Genomic DNA, 25,417 nt, shown 5'->3' on the forward strand with positions numbered 1-25,417 from the left:
CAGCTGCGAGACGCCCATCATCTCTCCTCGGAATTCTCATGAGCAAACCTCTCGATCTCGTTTTCCTCTGGCATATGCACCAGCCAGATTACCGCGACTACGCCAGTGGCGAATTCCTCTTGCCTTGGGTCTATCTGCACGCCATGAAGGATTATTCCGACATGGCCAGCCACTTCGAGCGCCATCCCAAGATGCGCGCTGTGGTCAATTTCGTACCCATCCTACTCGATCAGCTGGAAGACTACGAACAGCAGTTCGCCAGCAACGAAATACGCGACCCTTTGCTGCGCCTGCTAGAGCGCGACAACCTCGATGGGCTCAGCACCGCCGAGCATAAATTCATTCTGGATAGTTGTTTCCGCAGCAACCACACTAAGATGATCGCGCCCTACCCCGCTTACAAGCGACTGCACGACTTGTTCCGCACACTGGAAGCCGCCGGCGACGCGACCCTGTCCTACCTGTCTGGCCAATACATGGCCGACCTACTGACTTGGTATCACTTGGTCTGGTGCGGCGAGAGCGTACGCCGCGAGCATGAAGTGGTAGTTCAGTTGATGAGCAAGGGCGAGGGCTTCGATGCCAATGACCGCGAGCAACTATTCGAGGTGATCGGCCAAGTCGTCTCCGGCATCATCCCGCGTTATCGCAAGTTGGCCGAGAGCGGTCAGATCGAGATTTCCGCCACACCTCACTACCACCCCTTAGCTCCCCTGCTATTGAATCTGAACAGCGCTCGCGAAAGCACGCCGTACAGCAGTCTGCCACAATCGCAATGCTACCCCGGCGGGCGCAGCCGAGTTGCAGCCCATCTGACTTCGGCATTAGAGTCCCACCAAAAACGCTTCGGCACCAAACCACAGGGTATCTGGCCCGCCGAAGGTGCCGTTTCCACGGCTCTACTGGAAGTGCTGGCTGAGCATGACTGCCAATGGGCCGCCAGTGGCGAGACCGTATTAGCTAACAGCTTGCGCGCCGCAAGCTCCAGTTTGCCGGATCGCACACGGTATCTGTATCGCCCTTACCACATCTCCGGTGCTAGCCAGAAAGTCCACTGTTTCTTCCGCGACGACCGTCTGTCCGACTTGATCGGTTTCGAGTATTCGCGTTGGCATGGACGAGATGCGGCACTGCACTTTGTCGCTCAGATCGAAGAGATCGCTCGCAAGAGTGCAAGCGGCGACTCGCCCGTAGTCAGCGTAATTTTGGATGGTGAAAATGCTTGGGAATACTACCCCTATAACGGTTTTTACTTCCTCGACGACCTGTACGCCGCGCTAGAAGATCATCCGGTCATCAACCCCACCACCTATGGCGACTACTTGGCTCAACATGGCAAGCAGGGCAGCTTCGACTTTGACCGCGAAGGAAAACTCCCGGGCTTGGTTGCCGGAAGTTGGGTGTATGGCACCTTTTCGACGTGGATCGGCTCGCCAGACAAAGACCGCGCTTGGGATCTGCTGTGCATGGCCAAACAAAGCTATGACATGGTGATCGGCAGCAAGAATCTGAGCAAAGCAGAGCGCATAGCAGCCGAGCAGCAGCTTTCCTCTTGCGAGAGCTCGGACTGGTTCTGGTGGTTCGGCGACTACAATCCATCACATGCGGTAGAAAGCTTCGACCGACTTTACCGACATAATCTGATTCACCTATACCACTTGCTCAAACTGCCTGCACCCGCCGTACTGAACCATCCGCTCAGCCACGGAGGTCGCGGTAATGAAGTCGAAGCAGGCGGTGCGATGCGGCGCGGCTCCTAACGGCCACGCCTCTGGTTCTTTCCTAAAAGGTCATTCCATGCACTTTTCCCGCAGCAGCGGCATCCTGCTACACCCCACCTCTTTGCCCGGCGCTTACGGGTCTGGCGACTTTGGTGCCGAGGCCTACCACTTCGTGGACTGGCTGGCCTCTGCTGGGCAGAAACTATGGCAGATCCTGCCCTTAGGCGGCATCGGCCCGGGCAACTCGCCCTACATGAGCAGCTCGGCATTCGCCGGGAATGTATTACTGATCGACTTGGAAGAGTTGCGCGAACTGGGCTGGCTGGAAGCGGAAGAACTGACACCCCATCCCGACTTCAAAGAACAACGAGTCGATTACGGTGTAGTCCATCAATATCGCATGGAGAAGCTGCGACTAGCGGCTGACCGATTCTTGCACAATCCAGACTTGCATCCTGAATTTGAAGCGTTCTGCATCGCTGAGCAGTCTTGGCTTAACGACTACGCGCTGTTCATGGCGCTGGCCGAGCATAACGACTGGCAAGATTGGTGCAACTGGGAGCCACGCTTGGCGCGTCGTGAGAAACGCGCGCTGGCCAAGGCCACCGTCGAGCTGGGCGACGACATCGAGTTCTGGCGCTTTTGCCAATGGAGTTTCTTCCGCCAGTGGCACAAATTGAAGCAGTATGCCAACGAGCGCGGCATTCAGATCATCGGTGACATCCCGATCTTCATCGCTTACCAAAGTGCTGAGGTCTGGGCACGGCAAGACTTGTTCGAATTGGGAGCAGACTCTCGTCCCACCGTGGTGGCTGGCGTTCCGCCCGACTTCTTCAGCGAGACCGGCCAGCGCTGGGGCAACCCCTTATACCTCTGGTCGGCACATGAAAAAGAAGGCTTTGCTTGGTGGATCGCGCGGATACGCAAGACCATCGCACTGGTGGACATCGTGCGCATCGACCACTTCCGGGGCTTCGCTGGCTATTGGGAGATCCCCGCCAGTGAGCCGACGGCCATCCACGGGCGCTGGCTGCCTGGTCCCGGCGCAAAGTTGTTCCATGCGATCCAGAATGCGCTGGGCAAGCTGCCCATCATCGCCGAAGACTTGGGCATCATCACGCCGGATGTCACCGCGCTGCGCGACGAGTTCGATCTACCCGGTATGCGCATCCTGCAATTCGCCTTCGGCGGCGGCACCGACAATAGCTTCCTGCCACATAACTATCAGCGCAATACCGTGGTCTATGGGGGCACCCACGACAACGATACGACCATCGGCTGGTTCAACTCCGCGTCTGCACACGAGCGGGCGTTCACCTGCAAGTATCTAGGTACCGACGGTCACGCGATCCATTGGGACTTGATCCATGCGGCCTCGCAGTCGATAGCCGACATTGCTATCCATCCATTTCAGGACGTACTGGGACTGGACACCGAGCACCGCATGAACTTGCCGGGAAAGTCGGAAGGTTATTGGGAGTGGCGCTTCACGTGGGAACAAGTGCAGCCTGCCCATGCGGAGCGGCTGTATGAGATCAGCGCAGTGCATGGGCGCTGTGGCATGGAAAGACTGGGCTTCTAACTAGCCGGCAGTGCTGGGCATCTGTGACGCCCAGCTAACAGCCCCCGTTTTACGACCCCGTCAGGACTGAGGTAGAAACTCGTTCTACTTCAGCAATATCCTCACCCAAGTCTTCAATTTGAACAGGTTCGCTGGATCAGCCGTTTCGTTGAACAGCGCCTCAAGACGGTTACGCATATACTCACCTCGTCCAGCACGTCGCACAAGCATATTGGCCAACCAAGGCCAGCGCAGTAACAACTCCGACTTACGGTAAGCATCGTACTTCGGCTTGAGCGCAGACATGCTCGCGGTATGCGCTGCCGCAACAGCTGCTCGCCCTTGGGCGGCATATGCCAGCAAGGTTTCAGCAGCCAGCACTCCCGTTTCCAACGCCTTGCCGATGCCTTCACCGGTCAGCGGAAACGTGGTGCCGACGCACTCGCCAGTCGCCAACAAACCGCCCTCGGCGAAACGTGTGCCGGTCAGCCCAGTACGCAGCGGTGCGCCCTTGAGCGGCGAGACCACGACGCCGTCACTCATCAGATCCTTCGCCAACGCTTGGTGAGTGATGAATTGCTCGTAATCGCGGCGCAGACCACTGTTCTTTTCAGCGCTGCCGAAATAGCCGATGCCGATATTGAACACGCCGTCCGGCCCTGGGAATATCCATCCGTAACCGCCGCGCACCGTGTGATCGAAGATAAAGACGAGCTCATTGAAATCCTTGGCGAGGCGGGGATTTCGCACGTATTGGCGCACCGCAAAGCTGCTTGGGTCGTGTCGCTCCAGTAATCCAGCACGGGCGATCGGCGCAGCGTTCGCTCCGGTAGCCAGCAGCACCCAAGGTGCGCGCACCTCGATCTTGCCGCCGTCAACCGTGAATTCGACAATGTAATTCGTACCGTCCTCGTCCTTCACCGACTGAAAATCATGCCCCGGAAGAAACTTTGCACCAACCTCCTGCGCAGCCTCCAACAGCAATACATCCAGCTTGAGTCGAGGTGTCACTGCGGTACGCCCGCGCACCGACACCTCACTGCCGTCAAAACTAATGAGTCGCAATGCTTTGGTTGGATAGGATAACTGCTCGACCCGCTCACGCAGTTCCAGCTTATCCAGCGCGAGGTGCGCATCGGGGATGAGCGCATCACCACAGGTCTTTTCTCGCGGGAAGTGCGCTTTATCGAACATTCCCACGTTCCAGCCGCCCCGCGCCAAGGTTCTCGCCGCTGCGCAGCCCGCTGGGCCAGCACCAATGATGATGATGTCGTAATCCTGCATGTCGTTCCTAATCTATTTCAACTGATTGTCAGATGCTCAGAGTAGCTGTTGCTCTAACCACACCTCAACGCCGAGTGCCGGTGTGATGCTGGTGGCGGGAATGAGCTGCCCACTACGCCAAGCAGTCACGGCATCGCGCTTGCCTGCGCCCGAGACCAGAAAAATCACCTCGCGGGCTTGGCCGAGACGATGCGCCGAAATCGAGACACGCTCGGGCGGCGGCTTAGGCGCATCGAATACAGCCAGCACATCCGGTGAATTCGCAGCGATGCCCCAATCCTGATCGGGGAACAGACTGGCGGTATGCCCATCCTCTCCCAAACCCAGCAGTACAAGATCGAACTCGCCTACCGAGCCCAGTGTTGTGGCATAACGCCGTGCCGCCTCGATCGCACCCAATTCCGCCGGCATAACATGCACCTGTGCTACAGGGATCGCCACATGATCCAGCCAGGCTTTGGCGGCCATCCGACTGTTACGTTCTGCATCTCCCGGCGGCAAGCAACGCTCATCACCAAAGTAGATGTGCCAGCACGACCAATCAGCCGCAACCGAACACAACGCTTCGTACACGCGCCGTGGCGTAGTACCGCCCGCAAGCACCAGATGGAACGCACCGCGCTGCTGAATTGCAGCCGATGCCGCTTCAACGATGCGCCGCACAGCGGCCCGCTCCAGAACCGTAGCTGTTGCAAATGTGTGCCAGCGACAGAGTTGGCGTGTGGTCATAGCCCTAGTCCGGTAAAATGACACCATTCTAACGGATACGAAGGTTCGACATGCGGCTGGCGATGATAGGTTTGGGAAAAATGGGCGGCAATATGGTGCGACGCTTGCGCCGCGGCGGTATCGAAGTGGTCGGATTTGATCGCTCAACCGAGGTGGTAAATCAACTCACCACCGAGTCAGGAATGTTAGCCGCCGACTCCGTCGCCAATGCCGTGATGCAACTGTCATCGCCTCGCGTAGTCTGGCTGATGCTGCCTTCCGGAGCGCCGACCGAGCAACAGATCACCGATCTTGCGACCATGTTGTCTCCCGGCGATATCGTGGTCGATGGTGGAAACTCGAACTATCACGACAGCCAACGGCGCGGTGCTTGGCTAGCCGAGCGCGGCATCGGCTTCATGGATTCCGGCACCTCCGGCGGCGTATGGGGCTTGGACAACGGTTACTGCCTGATGGTGGGAGCAACAGCGGAAGTAGCAGCCGTGATGAAGCCCGTGCTCCAAGCCTTAGCACCTGAGCCAGATCGCGGCTGGGCGCATGTCGGCCCAGTCGGTTCCGGCCACTTCACCAAAATGATCCACAACGGCATCGAATACGGCATGATGCAAGCCTATGCCGAGGGACTAGAACTGCTACGCGGCAAGGAGGAATTCAACCTCGACTTAGCGCAGATCACGGAATTGTGGCGACACAGTTCCGTAGTGCGAAGCTGGCTGCTCGACCTGACGGCTGAAGCGCTCAAGCATGATCAGGTGCTAGACAATATCGCGCCGGTCGTGGCTGATTCTGGCGAAGGTCGCTGGACGGTAGTAGAAGCCGTCGAGCAAGGCGTAGCCGCACCTGTACTGACGTTGGCCCTACAGATGCGCTACACCAGCCAAGATCAGATCGGCTATGCCCATCGTCTTCTTTCGACCATGCGTAATGCTTTCGGCGGCCACGCCGTCACTTCGACCAAAGGCAAATGATGAAGACCCTAGAACCCTGTACGCTGGTGATCTTCGGCGCAGCGGGCAATCTGTCTCGGCGCAAGCTGATTCCAGCCTTGTTCCGTCTGGATATGGCCGGGCGATTACCCACCGATATGGTGATCCTAGGTTGCGGCATCGAGCCACGCAGTCGCGAAGCCTGGATCGAAGAAGTGTGCAAGATGCTGACGCCTCTGTTCCCAAATGGCATCGACAGCGCCGCTCAGGCGCGTTTCTGCCAGCGCCTACACTATCAAGCCATTCTGCCCAACGACGACCAAGCCTACACCAAACTCAAGCAGCGCGTGGATGACAGCACGACCTTCTCATCCAACATCGCCTACTACATGGCGGTGCGACCGGCTGAGTTTCCACGCATCATTGAACGCCTGAGCGAAGTCGGCTTACTGAAAGAACAGGCCGGCTGGCGGCGAGTGGTGATCGAGAAGCCGTTCGGCTCCGACCTGCTCTCTGCCCAATCCCTACAACAGACGCTGTACCGCCACCTCAACGAACCGCAGATCTACCGCATCGACCACTACGTCGGCAAAGGCACGGTGCAGAACATCATGGTGTTCCGCTTCGCTAACCTGCTGCTCGAGCCCTTGTGGAACCGCAACTACATCGACCACGTGCAGATCACCCACTCCGAGACGTTGGGGGTGGAAGGCCGTGCCGATTATTACGAAGGTGCGGGTGCACTGCGCGACATGATCCAGAGCCATCTGCTGCAGCTGTTCACGCTGGTGGCTATGGAGCCGCCGGTGAGCATGGCCGCCGAACATCTGCGCGACGAGAAGGTGAAAGTGTTGAAAGCGGTGCGACCGATCACCCAAAGTGCCGTGAATGCGCACGCCTTCCGTGGACAATACGCCAGCGGGCAGATCAATGGTCAGCCAGTTCCCGGCTACCGCGACGAGCCGGGCGTCAAATCGGACAGTGTGACGGAAACCTACGCCGCGATGAAATTATTCGTCGATAACTGGCGCTGGGCGGGCGTTCCGTTCTATCTGCGCACCGGCAAACGCATGACCGAAAGTGCCTCGGCGATCAGTATCCGCTTCAAGCATCCGCCGCAAGATCTGTTCCGCAACACGCGCCACGAACCCTCGCATCCTAACTGGCTGTTGCTGGGCATTCAGCCCAACGATTGCCTCAAGATGGAGATGAACGTGAAAGTGCCGGGGCTCGACCTGCACACCCGCACCATTAGTCTGGATGCGGCCTACCGCAAAGGCGGCGACGAGGACAATGACGCATACGAAGGCCTGCTACTGGACGTGATGCAAGGCGACCACTCGATGTTCCTGCGTTACGACGAAGTGGAGTGGGCTTGGCGTGTGGTCGATCCGATCCTTAAGGTCTGGTCGATGGAGCGCGAGTTCATCAACACCTACGCCGCAGGTAGTTGGGGGCCGCGTGGCACGTATCGTCTATTTGACCGCGAAGACCAATTCTGGCGTCATTCCTTGAACATCGAAGGCGCGGATTTGCAGGCGTACTAACTCCATGAATCGCACCTTCCTTTCAGCGGACATCGGCGGCACCAAAACCCTGCTGCAACTTTCGGATGCCAGCGGCAAGGCGTTACGACTGCAGAGTTTCCCCAGTGGCCGATACTCGACGCTGTCAGAGGTACTGGATGAATTCTTACGTGGCGCAGACATCCCCGTTGCCGCGTGTCTAGCGGTCGCCGGCCCAGTGGATGGGCGGCGAGTAAAGTTCACCAATCTTCCTTGGGAGGTGGATGCCGATCAACTCGCAGCTCACTTCGGCATCACTCGCGTCGAACTCATCAATGATTTTCAGGCCGTTGGACTGGGTATTGCAGCCTTACAAACCAGTGATTTGCTGACTTTGCAAGTCGGTAGCGAGCAAGCTCAGGGAGTACGATTGGCCGTGGGCGCGGGTACAGGCTTGGGCGTGGCATTCCTGAGTTGGCAAAACGATGGCTATACCGTACATCCATCAGAGGGCGGCCATCTCGACTTCGCCCCGCAAGATGAGACTCAAGTCGCGCTGCTACGCTATCTGCAAGCCCGGCACGACCATGTTTCCTATGAACGCCTCGTGTCTGGGCCGGGGCTGATGACTATTTACGAATTCCTGCGCGATAGCGGTCGTGCAGCTCCCTCTTCCACCCTCGTTGCCGCCATGCAGACCGGTGATCCCGCTGCGGCACTGACACAAGCCGACGAGCCCATCGCTCGACTAGCCGTGGACGTTTTCGTTACGCTCTACGGCGCAGTGGTAGGTAACTATGCGCTGTTCGCCTTGCCTCGTGGCGGCATCTACCTCGCCGGAGGCATCGCTGCCAAAATTGCCCAGCGTATGCAAACGGGTGACTTCCTCACCGCATTTCTCGCCAAAGGTCGTTACACCGAATTATTGCGCTCACTCCCTCTTCACATTGTCACGCATCCAAATGTGGGACTGTTGGGAGCGGAACGGACGTCGCGCAAAGGCTACTGAGAGCGACACCCTACATGCAAATGGGACGCTAAAGCGTCCCATTTGCATTTACAACAACGCCGAGCTTACTCGACGATTACCAGCAACTTATCAAACGCCTGCACAAACAACAGTAAACCCTCAGTTTGCAACTGTTCGCCCACCTCATCCAGATCAATTCCAAGTGCAGCCAATTGGGCGTGCTGAGCTTTGGCCTCGCCCACACCTTCGGTCACCGTATCGGCCGCATGCCCATGATCGCGGAACGCCGCCAAAGTCGCATCTGGCAAGGTGTTGACCGTCTCCGCACCAATCAACTGCTCGACGTAAAGCACATCGGAATAAGCCGAATTCTTGGTTCCAGTGCTGGCCCACAGCGGATATTGCGGACGCACACCTTGTGCAGCGAGGTCGGTGAATTCAGCACCATGGAAACGTGCTAGGTAGTTTTGATAAGCCAGCTTACCCAGTACCACGGCGGCATGGCCGCGCAATGCCAGAGCGTCAGCAGTGCCGATGCTAGTCAACTTTTGATCCACCAAGGTATCGACTCGACTCATAAAGATGCTGGCTACAGATTTGAGTACGCGAGGATCACCACCATTGGCAACCCAGCGCCGCGCACCGTTCACGTAGGCTTTAGCCACAGCATCTTCATGGCGGAGGGAAAACATCAAAGTGACATTGACGTTGACACCTTCAGCGATCAACCGCTCGAAAGCACGCACGCCAGCGGGAGTCGCCGGCACTTTGACCAGCAGATTGGCCCGATTTACTTCAGCTTTGAGGCGACGAGCGGCTTGCACAGTGCCTTCTTCGTCATTCGCCAGATGTGGTGACACTTCCAGGCTGACATAGCCACCATCCCCCTTCGTCGCATCGAACACAGCGCGCAACTTATCGCACGCTTCCTGAATGTCAGCAATGATAAGTTTTTCGTAACGCGCCTCGGCGGAGAGGTCAGTGGTTTTGAGTTGCGCCAACTCCTCTTGGTAATACGGACTCTTGCTCAATGCGTTGTAAAAGATAGCGGGATTGGAAGTCAGGCCGCTGATGCCGTCCTCGGTAATCAGCTTGTCCAACTCACCCTCACGCAACAACGTGCGAGAAAGGTTGTCCAGCCATAAAAACTGGCCAAGTTTTTCAGTATCGCGCAGAGCATTCGATGGCATTGAGGTTTCCAGAAGTGATGAAGAGGTTGCTATAATGCGCCCACGCTTACGACATCGCAAGCCACAGTTACCCATTCGAGCCAGGCCGCGCCACATTCAGTACAGACCTAACGCCGGAACCCAGCCATGCAGAAAAGCACCGCTTTTGCTCTTGAAACTAGGTCGCACCTCCCTACTCTGCCGATCTATATTCCCGAAAAAGATTGCATCAGCACCATTGCCAAGCATCGGCCCTAACCGAGGACTCAACTCATGCAAGTATTGTTCGCCACTTCCGAAGCTGCCCCCCTGATCAAAACCGGCGGCCTAGCCGACGTCAGCGGTGCATTGCCCGTTGCATTGCACAAACTAGGAGTGGATGTCCGCGTTCTGCTTCCTGGCTACCCACAAGTATTACAAGCACTGCCCCCAATGCCCATCGTGGCGACCTTCTCCAGCCTGTTCGGCTTCCCTGCGGCACGGCTACTGGAAGGCACGATGCCTGGCGGCGTCCCGCTGTGGGTATTGGATTGCCCCGACCTGTACCAGCGCGGCGGCGGCCCGTATGCAGATGAAAAAGGGCAAGACTGGTCAGATAATCCGCGCCGGTTTGGATTGCTTTCTAAGGTTGCCGCCATTTTAGGCAGCGGCGAATCGCCCCTGAACTGGCATCCTGACGTAGTACATTGCAACGATTGGCAAACCGGTCTAGCGCCAGCGTTCTTGAAATATGCCCCCGGTGCTGCTCGTAGCATCATGTCCATCCACAACATCGCCTTTCAGGGCGTTTTCCCTGCCCATTGGACACCCGAGCTCGGCCTGCCGTGGGATAGCTATAAAGCGGAAGGGGCTGAGTATTACGGCAACCTATCCTTCCTCAAGGCTGGGCTGTTCTTCTGCGATCACATCACCACCGTCAGCCCGACCTACGCGCGCGAGATCCAGACCGACGCACTCGGCTTCGGCATGCAAGGCTTGCTACAACACAAGCGTGATGCCCTTACCGGCATCCTCAACGGGATCGATTATGATGAGTGGAACCCAGCCACCGACCACCATCTGAGCGCCCACTACGACAGCAGAAATTTGGTGGGCAAGGCCGCCAATAAGGCAGAACTACAACGCCGGATGGGACTAGAGGTCAATCCAGACATACCATTGTTCGGGTTAGTCAGCCGCTTCACCTATCAGAAAGGCATCGAAGTCTTCCTTGAGATAGCCCCGCAACTGATTGATATGCCAGCACAACTGGTACTGCTGGGCAGCGGCGATGCCGGCATCCAAAGCTGGGCACAAGAACTTGCCTATCGCTACCCCGGCAAGATCGGCGTACGTGTCGGCTTTGATGAAGGCTTGTCGCACCTGATCGAAGCTGGCTCTGATCTATTCATGATGCCGTCACGCTTCGAACCTTGCGGCCTGAACCAGATGTACAGTCAGTGCTATGGCACACCACCCATCGTCCACGCCACCGGCGGCTTGCTCGACTCGGTCACAGACTGTACCGAAGCCACGCTCGCCGATGGAACAGCCACCGGCTTCGTCATTCACGGACTGAGCGCCGCCACGCTGCTCGCCACCGCGCAGCATGCCGTTGACATCTACCGTGATCCGGCCACATGGCAGGCATTACAGGTAAACGGCATGACGCGCGACTTTAGCTGGAGCCAAAGCGCCGAGGCCTATCGCAACGTCTATGAAAAGGTACTCGGTTATTAATTGAGTCTAAATTCGACTTGACGGACGCGCGGTTTCGGTTAAAATGCGCGTCCTTTGTAGGCGCGTAGCTCAGCTGGTTAGAGCACTACCTTGACATGGTAGGGGTCGTTGGTTCGAGTCCAATCGTGCCTACCAAAGAAAAAAGTAAGCTGTCATGCCAAAGCCGCGTAATGCGGCTTTTTTGTTGCCTATCCGAATGCCCCCGTATATCAGCTTAGGACGTGCACTGCACCTGTTGCGAAAACTAGTCGTGGCACTTGCATTCAGTTCACCCCCATCGAACTAGCGCTGCCATTGGCGACGCTAGGCACGCTTCCGTTCGGGTAAAAGATCCACATCCGCCCCTTCTGTTTCATCTTCCCTGCTTGCGCGCCCGCTTGATCGCCATAGCCCCAGAAGAAATCAGCGCGGACGCCGCCTTTGATCGCGCCACCGGTGTCCTGTGCCAGCATCAAACGGTTGAGCGGGGTTTCGCTGTTGGGACGCGTAGTGGCAAGAAAGACTGGCGAACCTAAAGGGACTGAACGCGGATCGATGGCGATGCTGTACTCGTTGGTGAGCGGCACGCCCAACGCCCCCAACGGTGCGGAAAGACTGTCGGGCAACTCACGAAAGAACACATAGCTTGGATTTTGCTCCAGCAAGGCCGAAAGTTTGTCTGGATTACGCTCACCCCACTGCTTGATGCCTTGCATCGAGGCTTGCTCCGCTTTAAGTTCGCCCATCTCGATCAACTTTTTGCCGATGGAGATATAGGGATGTCCGTTCTGGTCGGCGTAACCGACTTTGGTCAGTGTGCCGTCCGGTTGTGCAATGCGGCCTGATCCCTGAATTTGCAGGAAGAATAGATCGACAGCGTTATCTACCCAGAATAATTCGCGACCTTTCAGCGGCGGCTTGCCCGCATCGATGTCGGCACGATTGAAATACGGCACGACCTTTTTGCCACTCAGTCGTCCGCGCAAGCGCATGCCCTTGAGTTGCGGATACACCTCGGTGAGGTCGATCTCCAGCAAGTCGTCCGGTGCCGCATAGAGCGGAAAACGGTAACGCTCGGTCTGAGTACGGCTTCCAGTGAGGCGCGGCTCGTAGTAGCCAGTGATTAGCCCTTGCTCACTGCCGTCTGGATTGATGATTTGATAGGGCGTGAAATTGGCTTCAAAGAAACCGCGCAGCGTGGCGTTGTCCGTAGTTTCCACTTGCCAGACGCGGTCACAGACGGCCTTCCAGTTGGGCTTGTTTTTCAAGCCTCGGCAGCTTTGCTGAAATGCAGCCCAAGAAGGAGCCAGCTCCTGACTACCCCAATCCGGCAATTGATCCCAGCGACTGGCGACATAGGTCGGCGGCTGCGGCTTGGTCGGCGCAACGATTTCCGTTGGCGGGCAAACCGACGCTGTGACACGAGTGGTCGGCGGCACTTTTGTCTGGCAAGCGGCGAGCAAAAGCGTGACGCTGACAATAAGAAAAGACTTCTGCAACCAGGGATTCATTGTTTCTCCAGTTCGATCAAGCGGAACCAACCACCTGCCAGTGCCGCTTCGTTACTACGGACGTGCAATTCAGGAACACTAGCCAGCACATCTTCGAACACAACATCAGTGCGCGTCGCGATCTGACCAAGCAAAGGGCTAAACATTCGACGCAGCGGAGCACGTTGCCCAGGGCGCAGGAATTTATCAAATACCAACAATTTGCCACCGGGCTTGAGCACGCGCGCAGCTTCAGCCAGACAGCGCGCGGGTTGCGGCACCACGGCAACGATCAGGTGCAAAACCACACTGTCGAAACTTGCATTGACGAAGGGCAGCACCATGCTGTCGCCCTGCATCAATGCCATCTTTAGCCCGACGCTGCGTGGCCGAGCTTTCGCCAGCATGGCGGCAGTAATATCGAGGGCAATGTATTCATGCTGTGTCGGCAGCAGCGAAAAATCCAGCCCAGTACCGACTCCGCCAAGAAACACCCGAGCCGGTTCGGTGGGTAATCGTTGTAAGCTACGCCGACGCGCATCCCGAGTAGCGCGATCCAAGAACGCGTCGTAGAACGGTGCGATGAAACGATAGCTGGTTTGCAGGGACATCAAGACTAGTGGAGCACGCGCGGTACGCTGAGTACAAACTGCGGGATAGGTAGCTCAAAGGGCTCGCCTTCGCTGGTCTGCATCGAGTAGCTTCCACTCATAGTGCCGACAGGCGTGGTAAGCGCAGTGCCACTGGTGTACTCGAAACTCTGACCATGTTTCAGTATCGGTTGCTCGCCAACTACGCCATCACCGCGCACTTCCTGCACCTTCATGTTCGAGTCGGTAATGACCCAATGGCGACGCAACAGCTGTATCGTTTGCTCGCCCAGATTACTGATAGTGATCGTGTAGGCAAAAACGTAGCGCTCGGCAGACTCGTCGGACTGCTCCTCAAGGTATCTGACAGCAACGGAAACCTTGATCGGGATAGGGGTTAGTTGTTGGCTCATGTCCGCATTTCATCTGAATTCACCGAGCTTGACAAGCGATTGATAACGGCTGCGAAAGTTGGGGTAGAATGCTCGCCTTGAATTTTTTATTTGATTGAGGGTTTTGCCATGTATCAGATCGCACCGAGCATTCTGTCTGCCGACTTTGCCAAACTGGGTGAAGAGGTCGATAACGTCCTCGCCTCCGGCGCAGACATCGTTCACTTCGACGTGATGGACAACCATTACGTGCCGAACCTGACTATTGGCCCACTGGTGTGCGAAGCACTGCGCAAGCATGGCGTGACAGCTCCGATCGACGTGCATCTGATGGTCAAGCCAGTAGATCGCATCATCCCTGACTTCGCCAAGGCTGGCGCGACTTACATCACTTTCCATCCCGAAGCTTCCGAGCACATTGACCGTACCATCAGCCTGATCAAGGAAAGCGGCTGCAAAGCTGGCTTGGTATTCAACCCCGCCACTCCGCTGGACATTCTGCAATACACCCTTCCGAAGTTAGACATGGTACTGCTGATGTCGGTCAACCCCGGATTTGGCGGTCAGAAGTTCATCCCTCACGTGCTGGAAAAGGCTCGTGCCGTACGCAAGATGATCGACGCCGGTGGCTATAACTGCCGCCTAGAGATCGATGGCGGCGTCGGCCCGGCCAATATCAAGGAAGTGGCTGAAGCAGGTGTGGATACCTTCGTGGCAGGCTCTGCTGTGTTCGGCAAGAAGAATGCGGCTGACAAGAATCACTACAACACCATCATTGGCGAACTCCGTGCCGAGTTGGCCAAGGTCGGCAAGTAAGCATCATGGCTGCCCGCCACATCACACTATTGCTGTTGGCCGCTCTGGTTTTACCGGGGTGTGACAAAATCAAGTCAGCGATGAATGGCGGCGCAGCCGATCCTAAGACTCTGGATGCAGAAGCGGTGGGCTATGCCTGCCGCGTTTCGCAGAAAGCACCCGAAGCCTGCATGAAGGAAAATGATGCGCAAAGCCCGTCGGCGGTGTTGAGCGGCTGGAAAAAGGCCGACACTGACATCAAGGGTGGCGCCATTGACCCTACGATGAGCAACGTAATTCCAGTGGCTGCTTCAGCACCTATAGAGGCAGACGCCGAAGCCGAAGATAGCAAGGACGAAAAGGCTACCGAAGCCAAATCAGACGAGAAATCCGGCAAGCACGACAAGCCCGCTGCCGACGAAAAGACAGATAAAGCTGGCAAGTCCGGCGCAGATAAGAATGAGCACCCCGATGAGCCTAAAGGCAAACCTGCAAGCAAATCCCATTAGCATCGCCGCTATCGTCATCGACCTCGACGGCACGCTACTTCACACCGCTCCCGAACTCGCCGAATCCGCCAATCGCATGTTGCGAGACATGGGACGCGCTCCCGCATCTCAAGAACTGCTGATGAGCTACATCGGCAATGGCATCCACTGGCTGGTGAAGCGCGCGCTCACCGGCGATATGCACGCTGAGCCGGATGCTGCTCTGTTCGATCAGGCTTTACCGATCTTCGAAAAGCATTACACCGAACTACTGCTAGAGAGCAGACCGTTCCCCAACGTGGTCGCCGGACTTGATGCGATGAAAGCTGCAGGGTTCCGCTTGGGTTGCATCACCAATAAGGTGGAACGCTACACCACGCCACTGCTCAAGGGCATCGACTTGGCGCACTACTTTGAAATCGTCTTGGCAGGCGACACCCTGCCAGAAAAGAAACCGCATCCGATGCCACTGTTGCACGCCGCCAAGTTCTTCGGCTGCCCCATTGAGCAACTATTGCTGGTAGGTGATTCACTCAGTGATGCACAAGCAGCGCGTGCAGCAACGTGCCCCATCATCTGCGTGCCTTACGGCTACAACCACGGCGAGCCAGTGGAAACGCTAGACATCGATGCAGTGATTCCCGATCTGATGGGCGTCTTGCCACTCATCAAGCGTGCCTGACATGACATCTCAACTCCTAAAGAGGACCAGTTGGCGATGGTGAACGGCATTACCCGTTTCACTCGTCGCCCGCATGATATTTAGGAGTTGCTATGTTGTCCCCCATTTCAGAACAAGAGTTTCAATCGCTTGCTGCACAAGGCTATAACCGAATTCCGCTAGTATCGGAAACATTCGCCGATCTCGATACGCCACTTTCCCTGTATCTAAAGCTGGCCAATCGGCCATTTTCATACCTATTGGAGTCGGTGCAAGGCGGCGAGCGATTCGGTCGTTACTCCTTCATCGGCTTACCTGCGACTAGCCGCATCATGGTGCGCGGCAAACAAGTCACGCTGACCTCTGCCGCCGGAGAAACCACGCAGGAAGTTGAAAGTCCACTCGACTTCATCGAAGCCTATCAAGCACGTTTTAAGGTCGCCCCGTTGTCCGGCTTACCGCGCTTCACCGGTGGATTGGCAGGCTATTTCGGCTATGACACTGTGCGTTACATTGAGCCACGTCTAGCCAAAACGATCAAGCTAGACGTCATCGGCACACCTGATATTTTGCTCATGCTCACCGAACAATTGGCGGTGGTGGACAACCTCTCCGGCAAGCTGACGTTCATCGTCTATGCCGATCCAGCTCAGGATGATGCCTATTCGCTCGCCCGCGATCGACTACGCGAATTGACCGGCATGTTGCATCTGCCAGTGAATATTCCTTACGAACCGTCCGTGCCACCTGCCATCGCCGAATCTGAATTCGGCGAACATGCGTTCAAGGCAGCGGTGGAACGGGCCAAGCAATACATCTTCGATGGCGACATCATGCAGGTGGTGCTGGCGCAGCGCATGACACAACACTTCCCAGCACAGCCGCTCTCTTTGTATCGCGCGCTACGCAGCATCAATCCATCTCCTTACATGTTCTATTACGACATGGGCGACCATCATGTGGTCGGCTCATCTCCCGAGATATTGGCGCGACTTGAAGGTGACACCGTGACCGTGCGTCCCATCGCTGGGACGCGCCCTCGCGGCAAGACACCTCAGCAGGATGGCGAACTGGCAAAAGAGCTGTTAGCCGATCCGAAAGAGCTGGCCGAACATCTGATGTTAATCGACCTCGGACGTAACGACATCGGTCGTGTCGCAGAAAACGGCACGGTCAAACTCACGGACAAGATGGTGATCGAGCGTTATTCGCACGTCATGCACATCGTCTCCAATGTCGAAGCCAAGCTCAAAACTGGCTTGGGTGCAATGGACGTGCTGAAAGCCACCTTCCCCGCGGGCACCGTGTCCGGCGCAGCCAAAGTGCGCGCTATGGAGATCATCGACGAACTTGAACCCAGCAAGCGCGGCATCTACGCCGGAGCCGTCGGCTACCTCGCCTTCAATGGCGACATGGATGTCGCCATCGCCCTACGTACCGCCGTGATCAAGGATGAGAAGCTCTACGTCCAAGCGGGTGCGGGCATCGTCGCAGACTCCGTGGCGGACAGCGAATGGATGGAGACTCAGAACAAGGCTCGCGCCGTACTGCGGGCAGCAGAGACGGTGCTGGATGGACTCGATGCAAAAGTCCATCGATAAGAGCCAGCTATTGTTCTAGCGTTTCTGCAGCAGCATCATATAAGTCCAAACTAGCCGCATCTCTGCCCTATCAGTCGCAATCCCGGCCGCCAGCATTTCCCCCGTTGGCGGGTTTCAGCAGATACAATCCACCACCATCTGCCAACTTGTAGGATGTTCTCAATGTTTGGTCTTTACTCATTTCGACTGCCCTCAGCCTATTCAAGAAAACTCCTCGCGGGATTGCTAAGCGTGACTTGGTCGAAGTTAGGAAGTCAAGGCGCACCACACACCTCACGTTCCACACGAATTCCACTTTCTGAGACTGCACACGAACGGACAACAAAAAACCCGCAGAGCTTTGAGCTATGCGGGTTTCGTGTACATCTTTGGACTGCGTTAGATGCCAAACTGGCGGAGAGGGAGGGATTCGAACCCTCGGTAGATTCGCATCTACGCCTGATTTCGAGTCAGGTACATTCGACCACTCTGCCACCTCTCCGAGGCGACGGATTCTACCAGCAACTCGTACAATTCGGGAGGGTTGTTAGCGATAACAAGAGAATCTGTGGCGGACTGATGCTTTCTGCATTGATCTTCCTGTCGGGTTGCGCCCCAGATAATCCTTCTAAACATACAGCCCCCGATCCGCAAGCAATGATTGTGACAATTCCTGATGCACGAGTGGGGGCTAAAGCTGATTTTGAGCATGAGCTAATCGACCTTTTTGCGGAGCGCTTCAATATCAAAGTCAAACTATATGAACTTCCGGCCGGGAAAGCGAAGGCTGCCTTGCTGGCACACAAGGCTCACTTGGCGACAGGTCTTGATTTGAACGGAAGCTACCGCTTTAAGGTCGGCCCAGTCTATCGAAGCGCCCATCTACAAGTATTATGCGGAACAAGTAGCCCTCAGAATGTGGATGAATTAGTAAACCTCCCTTTAGCTGTTGTTGCTGGGTCAGCGGAAGAAACCATTCTGCGTGACGCGCAACGCAAGCAACCGCTATTAAGCTGGGAGTCGCGCAAGGGTGTTCTTCAGCCAGCGTTACTCGATGAAGTACTAAGCGGTGAACTTGAATGCACATTAGCAAGCGAGCATCTGGTCTCCAAGCTGAGAAATCTTCATCCAGGAATCGATCCTGCCTTCGAGATCGGAAAGCCGATCGAGTTTATCTGGGCACTACCCAATGATGCAGACCCTAGCTTACTAGCCAAGATTGAAACGTTCTTTGCCGAGATCAAGCAGGATGGCACTCTGCGTAATTTGCTAGATCGGAATTTTCGCACTCAGGAAAATTACCTAAGTCCGCAAGAGGCGGCAAATTTCATTGTTATGACCGAGACCGTGCTACCGCGTTACCGGAAACTATTCCAAAACGCTGAACGTGTCAGTGGGATCGGCTGGCAGCTTGTCGCATCGATTGCATTCCATGAATCCAAATGGGACCCGCTGGCAACCTCGCCCACCAATGTGCGAGGCATGATGATGCTCACGGAGGATACGGCCGCACGCATGCACGTTAGCAATCGACTCGATGCCAAGCAAAGTACGCTGGGAGGGGTACGCTACCTAAAAATGCTCAGAAGTCGGCTGCCAGCCTCAATTGAAGAACCCGACCGAACTTGGTTTGCGCTAGCCGCCTACAATCAGGGGATTGCGCATCTTGAAGATGCTAGGGTCTTGGCACAACGCCGTGGCCTGAACCCAAATTTCTGGGCCAATGTGAAGCAGATGTTGCCCTTGTTAGCTAATCCAGATGTTTATCCGACACTCAAGTTCGGATATGCCAGAGGCGGCGAGGCCGTGTTCATGGTAGAGCAGATTCGGCAATACAGCGGGATATTGATGGACCTAACTTCTGAAGCAGAGTCCGATGTTGGTCCAGACCACACATCTATCCTTCCGCATTTCTATGGTCCGTTGGATTCGATTGAAGGCTTGCCAAAGATGGATTGACGCGACCTGAGCTTGATGTGGATCAAATAGCTCGAATGATTTCGGCACCACCCATATATGAACGCAGCACTTCAGGGATAAGGACACTGCCATCAGCTTGCTGGCAATTTTCCAAAACAGCGACCAGCGTGCGTCCTACCGCCAGCCCTGAGCCATTCAGCGTGTGAAGCAGCTCAGGTTTGCCCGCCGCATTTCGGAAGCGAGCTTGCATCCGACGCGCCTGAAACGCTTCAAAATTCGAGCAGGAAGAAATTTCACGGTAAGTGTTCTGCGCAGGCAGCCACACCTCGATGTCATAGGTCGTCGCCGATGAAAAGCCGATGTCGCCGGTACACAGCTTGACCACGCGATAAGGCAAGCCGAGCTTTCTCAAAATCGTTTCGGCGTGACCGAGCAACGCTTCGAGTGCAGTGTAAGAATCATCGGGATGCACCATCTGCACCAGCTCCACTTTTTCGAACTGATGCTGGCGGATCATACCGCGCGTGTCGCGCCCGTAGGAGCCTGCCTCGGAGCGGAAGCATGGCGTGTGGGCGACGAACTTCAGTGGTAATTTTTCCAAGGGCACGATCTCGTCGCGCACCATGTTGGTGACCGGCACTTCAGCAGTAGGGATCAGGTAGAAATTAGCTTCCGTACCGTCGGCCAACTGGCGTGGCACCTTAAACAGATCTTCCTCGAATTTCGGCAATTGCCCCGTTCCACGCATAGAGTCGGCATTCACCATATACGGCACATAGGTCTCGGTATAGCCGTGCTGCTCAGTGTGCGTGTCCAACATGAATTGCGCCAAGGCACGATGCAGACGCGCCAACGGACCTTTCAGGAGGGTGAAGCGAGCACCGGAAATCTTGGCGGCGGTGTCGAAGTCCAGCCCGCCTAGCCCTTCACCGATGCTGACGTGATCCTGCACTGGAAAGTCGAACTCACGAATCTCGCCAATACGGCGGATTTCCAGATTATCGACCTCGGATTTGCCAGCAGGCACTGATTCATGCGGCACGTTGGGAATGACTGCCAGAAAAGCATTCAACTCCTGCTGGATCTCGCCCAAGCGCGTTTCTAGCCACTTCAACTCTTCGCCCAGATTCGCCACATCCGCCATGATCGCCGACACATCCTCGCCCTTGGCCTTAGCGGCGCCGATCTGCTTGGAAGTCGCATTGCGCTTAGCTTGCAACTCCTGAGTACGCACTTGGATAGTCTTGCGCTCGCCTTCCATCTGCTCGAAGCGAGCCGTGTCCAGCACGAAGCCGCGTGTTACCAACCGTGCGGCAACGCCGCTCAAATCGTTACGTAGTGTTTGTATGTCCAACATAGTGCTCTCGCTTCGTTGCTGCCGGGCACTTGCCCAGCAAAAATTTAATTTGCTTTCGCTCGATACAAGAAGGGTCCCAGCACCAGCGCATCCAGACCGGCTGCCTCGAAGGCACGGATTGCCTCTTCCGCTGTGCGCACAATGGGCTCCTCGTGCATGTTAAAACTAGTATTGATCACGCTCGGCACGCCGGTGATCGCGCAGTATTCGCTCAAAATATCGTAATAGCCCGGGTTATCCTCGCGCCGGATCACTTGCGGGCGCGCCGTACCATCGACGTGTACCGCCGCTGGGATGTTTTGCTTGGCGATCTCGGACGCGTTGTAGGTGACCGTCATAAAGCGCGCCGCGATCTGATCCTCCGCCCAATCGGGGAAGTACTCATGAGCACGTTCCTGCAAGATGACCGGTGCGAACGGCATGAACTCGGTGCGAGCGAACTTCTTATTGAGCCACTGGTTGATGCTGGGATCGTGGCAAGGCGCCATCACCGTGCGATTGCCCAAAGCGCGCGGGCCATATTCCATTCCACCATCGGCACGCGCCACCACCTTGCCGTCCGCCAGCAAACGTCCCACAGTCTGTGCCAGATTCTCTGGCTCTTCAAAGCTGACGCCCGCTTCCTGCAAGGCCTTCAGTGCGTTCTCACGGTTGATCTGCGTGCCCAGATAGACGCTGCCCAATTCGGGGCGCAAGGCACCGTGCATCTGCACATAGACCTCGAATGCCGCGCCCGTCGCCAGTCCACCGTCACCCATATTCGGATGGACGTAAATGTTCTCGACACCGGGTAGCGCGAGAATACGCTGATTCAGTTTGACATTGGAGAACACCCCGCCCGCCAACACCAGCTTGCTGACGTTCATCTTGCCGACTTGCTCCTGCACCCAAGCGCAGATCATTTGCTCGGTGTACACCTGCAGTCCAGCGGCAATATCTTCGCGCGACAGATTGCCACACAGTTCCTTGACCACCTCTGTCCCCATCGGCGAGACTGGACGCAATGGCACACGCGTCAAACGCGCATCAAACAACGCGTTCCAATCCTTGGGATTGGTGTGCGCCATCAAGCGCGACAGGAAAGGCTCGGGATTGCCGAAAGCTGCCAGCCCCAACACTTTACCTTCATGCCGACCAGCAATGAATCCAAGGTGATGAGTGATGGCGGAATACAACAGGCCGATGCTGTTCAGATAGGACAGATGCAAGACTTCTTGCATTTTTCCGTTCGCCCCTACCCAGACCGATCCCCATGAAAAATCGCCTGCACCATCCAGCGTGATGACACCGACGCGCTCATCTCCGAACGGGCTGGAGAAATAGGCTGAGGCTGCATGAGCACGGTGGTGGCCGATGGCTTGCACAGGCTTGTTAGCCAAACCGCCTTCGGGCTTGCGGCGTGGACGCAAAGCGCGCGTGTAACGTTCGAACAGGTGTTTCCAATAAAACTTCTTCAGCTCCGGCTCTTGCTTACCCAAAAGTGCCACGCGCTTGAACAATTTATCGAGAATGGGTTTCTGATCCCAGCGCGAGAGATTAGCCAGCGCAATCACGTCAACATCTTGCTCGGAGATGCCCGCAATCGCCAATACCTCAGCGATGGCACCGGAGGGGTAGGCGCTGTCGCACTTGATGCGAGTGATGCGCTCCTCTTCGACCGAAGCAACCAACTTGCCGTCGATTAGAATCGAAGCTGCTGAGTTATGCTCACGCCGATTACCGTTGATGCCAAGAACTATCATTCCGAACCTCAGTATTGTCGAATCCAACATGGGCGACACATTGCGCCAATAAGCTATTTCGCCTGTTCATCGAGCCTACGCAGATGAGCTAATTTCTCCGAAATCTTGGCTTCCAGACCGCGCTCGGTCGGGTGATAGAAGCTCACTTCCGGCATTCCATCTGGGAAGTAATTCTCGCCCGCCGCATAACCATCCGCTTCGTTATGGGCATAGCGATAATCCTTGCCGTAATCGAGTTGCTTCATCAGCTTGGTCGGCGCATTACGCAAGTGCAGCGGCACTTCCCGCGAGCCATCCTGTTTGACGAAAGCGCGGGCGGCATTATACGCGACATAGCCTGCGTTCGACTTGGCGGCAACAGCTAGGTAGATCACCGCTTGCGCCAACGCCAACTCACCTTCGGGCGAACCGAGCCGCTCGTAAGTCGCAGCCGCATCGTTGCACAACTGCATGGCGCGTGGATCGGCCAGACCGATGTCCTCCCAGGCCATGCGCACGATGCGCCGGGCGAGGTAGCGCGGGTCGGCACCGCCGTCCAGCATCCGCGTGAACCAGTACAGCGCCGCATCGGGATTGGAGCCGCGCACTGATTTGTGCAGCGCAGAGATCTGGTCGTAGAACGCCTCGCCGCCTTTATCGAAGCGGCGCAGCTTCTGCGCCAACGTATTATCGAGAAAGGCAGTGTCGATGCTTCTCCGCTTGGCTGCCATCGCAGCCGTCTGCAACTGCTCCAGCACGTTGAGCAAGCGGCGCGCATCACCGTCGGCGTAGCCGATGATGCGTTCCCGCGCCGCCGCATCGAAGCTAATGCCCTGTAACGCAACCTGCTGCGCGCGTTCGAACAATGCGCCCATCTCGGCTTCGGACAACGATTGCAGCACATACACCTGCGCCCGCGACAGCAAGGCGTTGTTCAACTCAAAGGAGGGATTTTCGGTGGTCGCACCGATGAACGTGACCAACCCCTGTTCGACGTAGGGCAGAAAAGCATCCTGCTGCGACTTGTTGAAACGATGCACCTCGTCCACGAACAAAATGGTGTGACGGCCACTCTGCTGCAAGGTCTGCTCAGCTTGGGCGATGGCTTCACGGATGTCTTTCACGCCCGACAACACCGCCGATAGGGGCACGAAGTCGGCATCGAAGGCCGAGGCCATCAGCCGCGCCAGCGTCGTCTTGCCCACGCCCGGCGGCCCCCACAGGATCATCGAATGTAGCTTGCCCGACTCAAAGGCCAAGCGCAGCGGCTTGCCCACACCCAATAGGTGCGATTGGCCAATGACCTCATGGATATGCTGCGGACGCAGACGTTCAGCCAGCGGTGCAGCGGGAGCGTGTGCGTGGAATAAGGAGTCTTGGGCTGCGGTCATGGTGCGCAATGATAATCTTAATCAGCTTACCCGCCGGAGGAAACAGGTATCGTTGTAGTCGTTAGATGCCGCGCAACACCACGCAACCGCTAGCATCGCAGCGTAAGGCGTAGCCGTGCTCGTCCCAATCCCCGAGCACCCAGCGCTCACAGGTGTGGTCATCGAGATGCAGCACATGACGATACGGTCGATGGGTATGTCCATGGATCAGGCGCGGATAAGCGTTGGCACGCAATAGCGCGGTGACAGCATCGACATTCACGTCCATGATGGCGAGGCTTTTGGTTTGCTTCTCACTGCGGCTGCGTGCACGGAGCTGTTCAATGTAAGCTTTACGTTCCGCCAACGGCTGGGCCAAGAATTGTTGCTGCCAAGCTGCACTGTGAACGAGTTTGCGGAATTGCTGGTACTCGGTGTCATCAGTGCATAAGGCATCGCCATGACTCAAGAGGGTAGGTTTGCCATAAAGATCGACCAGTACCGGATCGCTCAGTAAAGTAGCGCCACAAGCAGATGCCAGCGCCTGCCCCATCAGTAGGTCTCGATTGCCGTGTAGCAGATTGATGCTCGTTCCCCGAGCAGATAGCGCATGTAGGCCGCGCGTGATTTGCTGGTGAAACGGGTCATCAAGATCATCATCGCCCGCCCAGTATTCAAACAAGTCGCCAAGAATATAAAGCGCTTCGGCGTGGGGAGCGAATTCAATCAGAAAGCGCTCGAATGCCGCCGTGATCTGCGGCTGACTCCGACATAGATGCAGGTCGGAAATGAGTAAGGTGTGAGTCATTGACGTAGTGACTGAGTACGAGCTGAGGGCGCTTCCCCAGCCCGTCCCTCCCCCGTCGGGAGAGGGACGAAGTAGGTGCTTATTGCACTACTTCAGCCTTAGTGATGATGACGTCTTCCTTAGGCACGTTCTGGTGGAAACCGCTGTTGCCGGTCTTTACCTTGCGGATGGCATCGACCACCTCGGTTCCGTCCACGACTTTGCCGAACACACAGTAACCCCATCCTTGGGAGTTAGGGGCGGTGTGATTGAGGAAGCTGTTGTTCTTGATATTGATGAAAAACTGCGACGAAGCGGAGTGTGGCTCGGAAGTGCGCGCCATGGCAATCGTATAAATCTCATTCTTCAGGCCGTTGTCAGCCTCGTTTTTGATGGGCGCATTGGTGGTTTTTTGCTTCATGCCGGGCTCAAAACCTCCACCTTGGATCATGAAGTCATCCATCACGCGATGAAACACGGTATTGCTGTAAAAGCCGCTGTTGACGTACTCCAAGAAATTCTTGACGGTGACGGGGGCTTTCTCGGCATCGAGTTCGAGAGTGATGATGCCGAAGTTAGTATGCAGCTTGACCATGGGGTGTTTTCCTTGAGTTGATGAATTGAGTGGGATAGCGACTGCCGAAAGGGACAACAGCGCAAAAAATAGCACAGCGATGATTTTATTCATTTGGAATGCTCAGAA

General features: G+C 56.3%; 22 protein-coding genes and 2 tRNA genes. 12 read left to right on the forward strand and 12 right to left on the reverse strand.

Translation table 11 applies throughout. The annotated features are described in order from the left end of the window. Nucleotides 1-38: 38 nt before the first annotated feature. A complete protein-coding gene (locus OYT1_RS11740) occupies nt 39-1,760 on the forward strand; it encodes a glycoside hydrolase family 57 protein (protein ID WP_062626645.1) in 1,722 nt (573 codons plus the stop codon). Then, nucleotides 1,720-3,303, forward strand: coding sequence for a 4-alpha-glucanotransferase (gene malQ, locus OYT1_RS11745; RefSeq protein ID WP_232013181.1), 1,584 nt, complete (start codon nt 1,720-1,722; stop codon nt 3,301-3,303). Before OYT1_RS11740 ends, malQ begins: the two co-directional genes overlap by 41 nt. 84 nt (nt 3,304-3,387) lie before the next feature. Here the strand turns inward: malQ and OYT1_RS11750 are convergent, their stop codons facing one another. Further along, nucleotides 3,388-4,566, reverse strand: coding sequence for an NAD(P)/FAD-dependent oxidoreductase (locus OYT1_RS11750; protein ID WP_062626644.1), 1,179 nt, complete (start codon nt 4,564-4,566; stop codon nt 3,388-3,390). A gap of 36 nt (nt 4,567-4,602) precedes the next feature. Further along, nucleotides 4,603-5,295 (reverse strand): 6-phosphogluconolactonase, encoded by a 693-nt coding sequence (gene pgl / locus OYT1_RS11755; RefSeq protein ID WP_062626643.1) that lies wholly within the window; start codon nt 5,293-5,295, stop codon nt 4,603-4,605. A 50-nt stretch (nt 5,296-5,345) separates the two neighbouring features. Here pgl and gnd point away from each other — a divergent pair, with 50 nt between their 5' ends. The 3 genes from gnd to glk are packed head-to-tail and all read left to right on the forward strand — an operon-like array spanning nt 5,346 to nt 8,735. Then, nucleotides 5,346-6,263, forward strand: coding sequence for a phosphogluconate dehydrogenase (NAD(+)-dependent, decarboxylating) (gene gnd / locus OYT1_RS11760; protein ID WP_062626642.1), 918 nt, complete (start codon nt 5,346-5,348; stop codon nt 6,261-6,263). Beyond that, complete coding sequence (zwf, locus tag OYT1_RS11765; RefSeq protein WP_062626641.1) at nt 6,263-7,768, forward strand: glucose-6-phosphate dehydrogenase; 1,506 nt, start codon at nt 6,263-6,265, stop codon at nt 7,766-7,768. The genes gnd and zwf overlap by 1 nt, the downstream gene beginning before the upstream one ends. Before the next feature lie 4 nt (nt 7,769-7,772). Further along, nucleotides 7,773-8,735 carry a glucokinase gene (gene glk / locus OYT1_RS11770; protein WP_062626640.1) on the forward strand — a complete coding sequence of 321 codons (963 nt, stop codon included), beginning with the start codon at nt 7,773-7,775 and terminating at the stop codon, nt 8,733-8,735. Nucleotides 8,736-8,800: 65 nt separating this feature from the next. On the opposite strand, the gene tal is transcribed toward glk, so the two are convergent. Beyond that, the gene (gene tal, locus OYT1_RS11775; protein WP_062626639.1) at nt 8,801-9,886 is read right to left on the reverse strand and encodes a transaldolase; all 1,086 of its coding nucleotides are present in this window, start codon (nt 9,884-9,886) and stop codon (nt 8,801-8,803) included. Nucleotides 9,887-10,138: 252 nt separating this feature from the next. Between tal and glgA the strand changes: the two genes are divergently transcribed. Both glgA and OYT1_RS11785 read left to right on the forward strand, forming a co-directional pair. Next, nucleotides 10,139-11,584 carry a glycogen synthase GlgA gene (gene glgA / locus OYT1_RS11780; RefSeq protein WP_062626638.1) on the forward strand — a complete coding sequence of 482 codons (1,446 nt, stop codon included), beginning with the start codon at nt 10,139-10,141 and terminating at the stop codon, nt 11,582-11,584. A gap of 58 nt (nt 11,585-11,642) precedes the next feature. Next, a tRNA-Val gene (locus tag OYT1_RS11785) sits at nt 11,643-11,719 on the forward strand. Nucleotides 11,720-11,847: 128 nt separating this feature from the next. Here the strand turns inward: OYT1_RS11785 and mltA are convergent. From mltA to apaG, 3 genes are read right to left on the reverse strand one after another with little or no spacing between them, the layout of a single operon-like run. Then, a complete protein-coding gene (mltA, locus tag OYT1_RS11790; protein WP_062626637.1) occupies nt 11,848-13,074 on the reverse strand; it encodes a murein transglycosylase A in 1,227 nt (408 codons plus the stop codon). Beyond that, nucleotides 13,071-13,664, reverse strand: coding sequence for a class I SAM-dependent methyltransferase (locus OYT1_RS11795; protein ID WP_062626636.1), 594 nt, complete (start codon nt 13,662-13,664; stop codon nt 13,071-13,073). Before OYT1_RS11795 ends, mltA begins: the two co-directional genes overlap by 4 nt. A gap of 5 nt (nt 13,665-13,669) precedes the next feature. Beyond that, a complete protein-coding gene (gene apaG, locus OYT1_RS11800) occupies nt 13,670-14,056 on the reverse strand; it encodes a Co2+/Mg2+ efflux protein ApaG (protein ID WP_062626635.1) in 387 nt (128 codons plus the stop codon). A 108-nt stretch (nt 14,057-14,164) separates the two neighbouring features. Here apaG and rpe point away from each other — a divergent pair, with 108 nt between their 5' ends. The 4 genes from rpe to trpE all read left to right on the forward strand — a co-directional run bounded on the left by rpe (nt 14,165) and on the right by trpE (nt 17,580). After that, entirely contained in the window at nt 14,165-14,851 is a 687-nt protein-coding gene (rpe, locus tag OYT1_RS11805; protein ID WP_062626634.1) for a ribulose-phosphate 3-epimerase, read from the forward strand. Nucleotides 14,852-14,856: 5 nt separating this feature from the next. Next, nucleotides 14,857-15,339, forward strand: a complete 483-nt coding sequence (locus tag OYT1_RS11810; protein WP_062626633.1) for a hypothetical protein — start codon at nt 14,857-14,859, stop codon at nt 15,337-15,339. Further along, nucleotides 15,302-16,000 (forward strand): phosphoglycolate phosphatase, encoded by a 699-nt coding sequence (locus tag OYT1_RS11815; protein WP_062626632.1) that lies wholly within the window; start codon nt 15,302-15,304, stop codon nt 15,998-16,000. Before OYT1_RS11810 ends, OYT1_RS11815 begins: the two co-directional genes overlap by 38 nt. A 92-nt stretch (nt 16,001-16,092) precedes the next feature. Beyond that, a complete protein-coding gene (gene trpE, locus OYT1_RS11820) occupies nt 16,093-17,580 on the forward strand; it encodes an anthranilate synthase component I (protein WP_062626631.1) in 1,488 nt (495 codons plus the stop codon). A 391-nt stretch (nt 17,581-17,971) separates the two neighbouring features. Here trpE and OYT1_RS11825 read toward each other — a convergent pair. Further along, nucleotides 17,972-18,061, reverse strand: a tRNA-Ser gene (locus OYT1_RS11825). Nucleotides 18,062-18,138: 77 nt separating this feature from the next. Between OYT1_RS11825 and mltF the strand changes: the two genes are divergently transcribed. After that, entirely contained in the window at nt 18,139-19,518 is a 1,380-nt protein-coding gene (gene mltF, locus OYT1_RS11830; protein WP_084611979.1) for a membrane-bound lytic murein transglycosylase MltF, read from the forward strand. A gap of 22 nt (nt 19,519-19,540) precedes the next feature. Here the strand turns inward: mltF and serS are convergent, their stop codons facing one another. The 5 genes from serS to OYT1_RS11855 form a co-directional block, all read right to left on the reverse strand. Then, a complete protein-coding gene (serS, locus tag OYT1_RS11835; RefSeq protein WP_062626629.1) occupies nt 19,541-20,836 on the reverse strand; it encodes a serine--tRNA ligase in 1,296 nt (431 codons plus the stop codon). Nucleotides 20,837-20,880: 44 nt separating this feature from the next. Then, the gene (locus OYT1_RS11840) at nt 20,881-22,578 is read right to left on the reverse strand and encodes a carbamoyltransferase family protein (RefSeq protein WP_062626628.1); all 1,698 of its coding nucleotides are present in this window, start codon (nt 22,576-22,578) and stop codon (nt 20,881-20,883) included. 53 nt (nt 22,579-22,631) lie between these two features. Beyond that, the gene (locus tag OYT1_RS11845) at nt 22,632-23,948 is read right to left on the reverse strand and encodes a replication-associated recombination protein A (RefSeq protein WP_062626627.1); all 1,317 of its coding nucleotides are present in this window, start codon (nt 23,946-23,948) and stop codon (nt 22,632-22,634) included. Between the two features lie 61 nt (nt 23,949-24,009). Beyond that, a complete protein-coding gene (locus tag OYT1_RS11850; RefSeq protein ID WP_062626626.1) occupies nt 24,010-24,735 on the reverse strand; it encodes a UDP-2,3-diacylglucosamine diphosphatase in 726 nt (241 codons plus the stop codon). A gap of 79 nt (nt 24,736-24,814) precedes the next feature. Next, the gene (locus tag OYT1_RS11855) at nt 24,815-25,309 is read right to left on the reverse strand and encodes a peptidylprolyl isomerase (protein ID WP_062626793.1); all 495 of its coding nucleotides are present in this window, start codon (nt 25,307-25,309) and stop codon (nt 24,815-24,817) included. Nucleotides 25,310-25,417 lie beyond the last annotated feature (108 nt).

Source organism: Ferriphaselus amnicola, assembly GCF_000974685.2.
GTDB lineage: Bacteria > Pseudomonadota > Gammaproteobacteria > Burkholderiales > Gallionellaceae > Ferriphaselus > Ferriphaselus amnicola.

Coding starts and splice junctions, on each gene's coding strand:
- rpe (WP_062626634.1), top strand. CDS start 14,165: ATGTATCAGATCGCACCGAGCATTCTGTCTGCCGACTTTGCCAAACTG.
- OYT1_RS11840 (WP_062626628.1), bottom strand. CDS start 22,578: ATGATAGTTCTTGGCATCAACGGTAATCGGCGTGAGCATAACTCAGCA.
- mltA (WP_062626637.1), bottom strand. CDS start 13,074: ATGAATCCCTGGTTGCAGAAGTCTTTTCTTATTGTCAGCGTCACGCTT.
- OYT1_RS11750 (WP_062626644.1), bottom strand. CDS start 4,566: ATGCAGGATTACGACATCATCATCATTGGTGCTGGCCCAGCGGGCTGC.
- OYT1_RS11850 (WP_062626626.1), bottom strand. CDS start 24,735: ATGACTCACACCTTACTCATTTCCGACCTGCATCTATGTCGGAGTCAG.
- glgA (WP_062626638.1), top strand. CDS start 10,139: ATGCAAGTATTGTTCGCCACTTCCGAAGCTGCCCCCCTGATCAAAACC.
- apaG (WP_062626635.1), bottom strand. CDS start 14,056: ATGAGCCAACAACTAACCCCTATCCCGATCAAGGTTTCCGTTGCTGTC.
- gnd (WP_062626642.1), top strand. CDS start 5,346: ATGCGGCTGGCGATGATAGGTTTGGGAAAAATGGGCGGCAATATGGTG.
- mltF (WP_084611979.1), top strand. CDS start 18,139: ATGCTTTCTGCATTGATCTTCCTGTCGGGTTGCGCCCCAGATAATCCT.
- OYT1_RS11795 (WP_062626636.1), bottom strand. CDS start 13,664: ATGTCCCTGCAAACCAGCTATCGTTTCATCGCACCGTTCTACGACGCG.
- zwf (WP_062626641.1), top strand. CDS start 6,263: ATGAAGACCCTAGAACCCTGTACGCTGGTGATCTTCGGCGCAGCGGGC.
- OYT1_RS11740 (WP_062626645.1), top strand. CDS start 39: ATGAGCAAACCTCTCGATCTCGTTTTCCTCTGGCATATGCACCAGCCA.
- OYT1_RS11855 (WP_062626793.1), bottom strand. CDS start 25,309: ATGGTCAAGCTGCATACTAACTTCGGCATCATCACTCTCGAACTCGAT.
- OYT1_RS11845 (WP_062626627.1), bottom strand. CDS start 23,948: ATGACCGCAGCCCAAGACTCCTTATTCCACGCACACGCTCCCGCTGCA.
- malQ (WP_232013181.1), top strand. CDS start 1,720: ATGAAGTCGAAGCAGGCGGTGCGATGCGGCGCGGCTCCTAACGGCCAC.
- OYT1_RS11810 (WP_062626633.1), top strand. CDS start 14,857: ATGGCTGCCCGCCACATCACACTATTGCTGTTGGCCGCTCTGGTTTTA.
- trpE (WP_062626631.1), top strand. CDS start 16,093: ATGTTGTCCCCCATTTCAGAACAAGAGTTTCAATCGCTTGCTGCACAA.
- OYT1_RS11815 (WP_062626632.1), top strand. CDS start 15,302: ATGAGCCTAAAGGCAAACCTGCAAGCAAATCCCATTAGCATCGCCGCT.
- tal (WP_062626639.1), bottom strand. CDS start 9,886: ATGCCATCGAATGCTCTGCGCGATACTGAAAAACTTGGCCAGTTTTTA.
- pgl (WP_062626643.1), bottom strand. CDS start 5,295: ATGACCACACGCCAACTCTGTCGCTGGCACACATTTGCAACAGCTACG.
- glk (WP_062626640.1), top strand. CDS start 7,773: ATGAATCGCACCTTCCTTTCAGCGGACATCGGCGGCACCAAAACCCTG.
- serS (WP_062626629.1), bottom strand. CDS start 20,836: ATGTTGGACATACAAACACTACGTAACGATTTGAGCGGCGTTGCCGCA.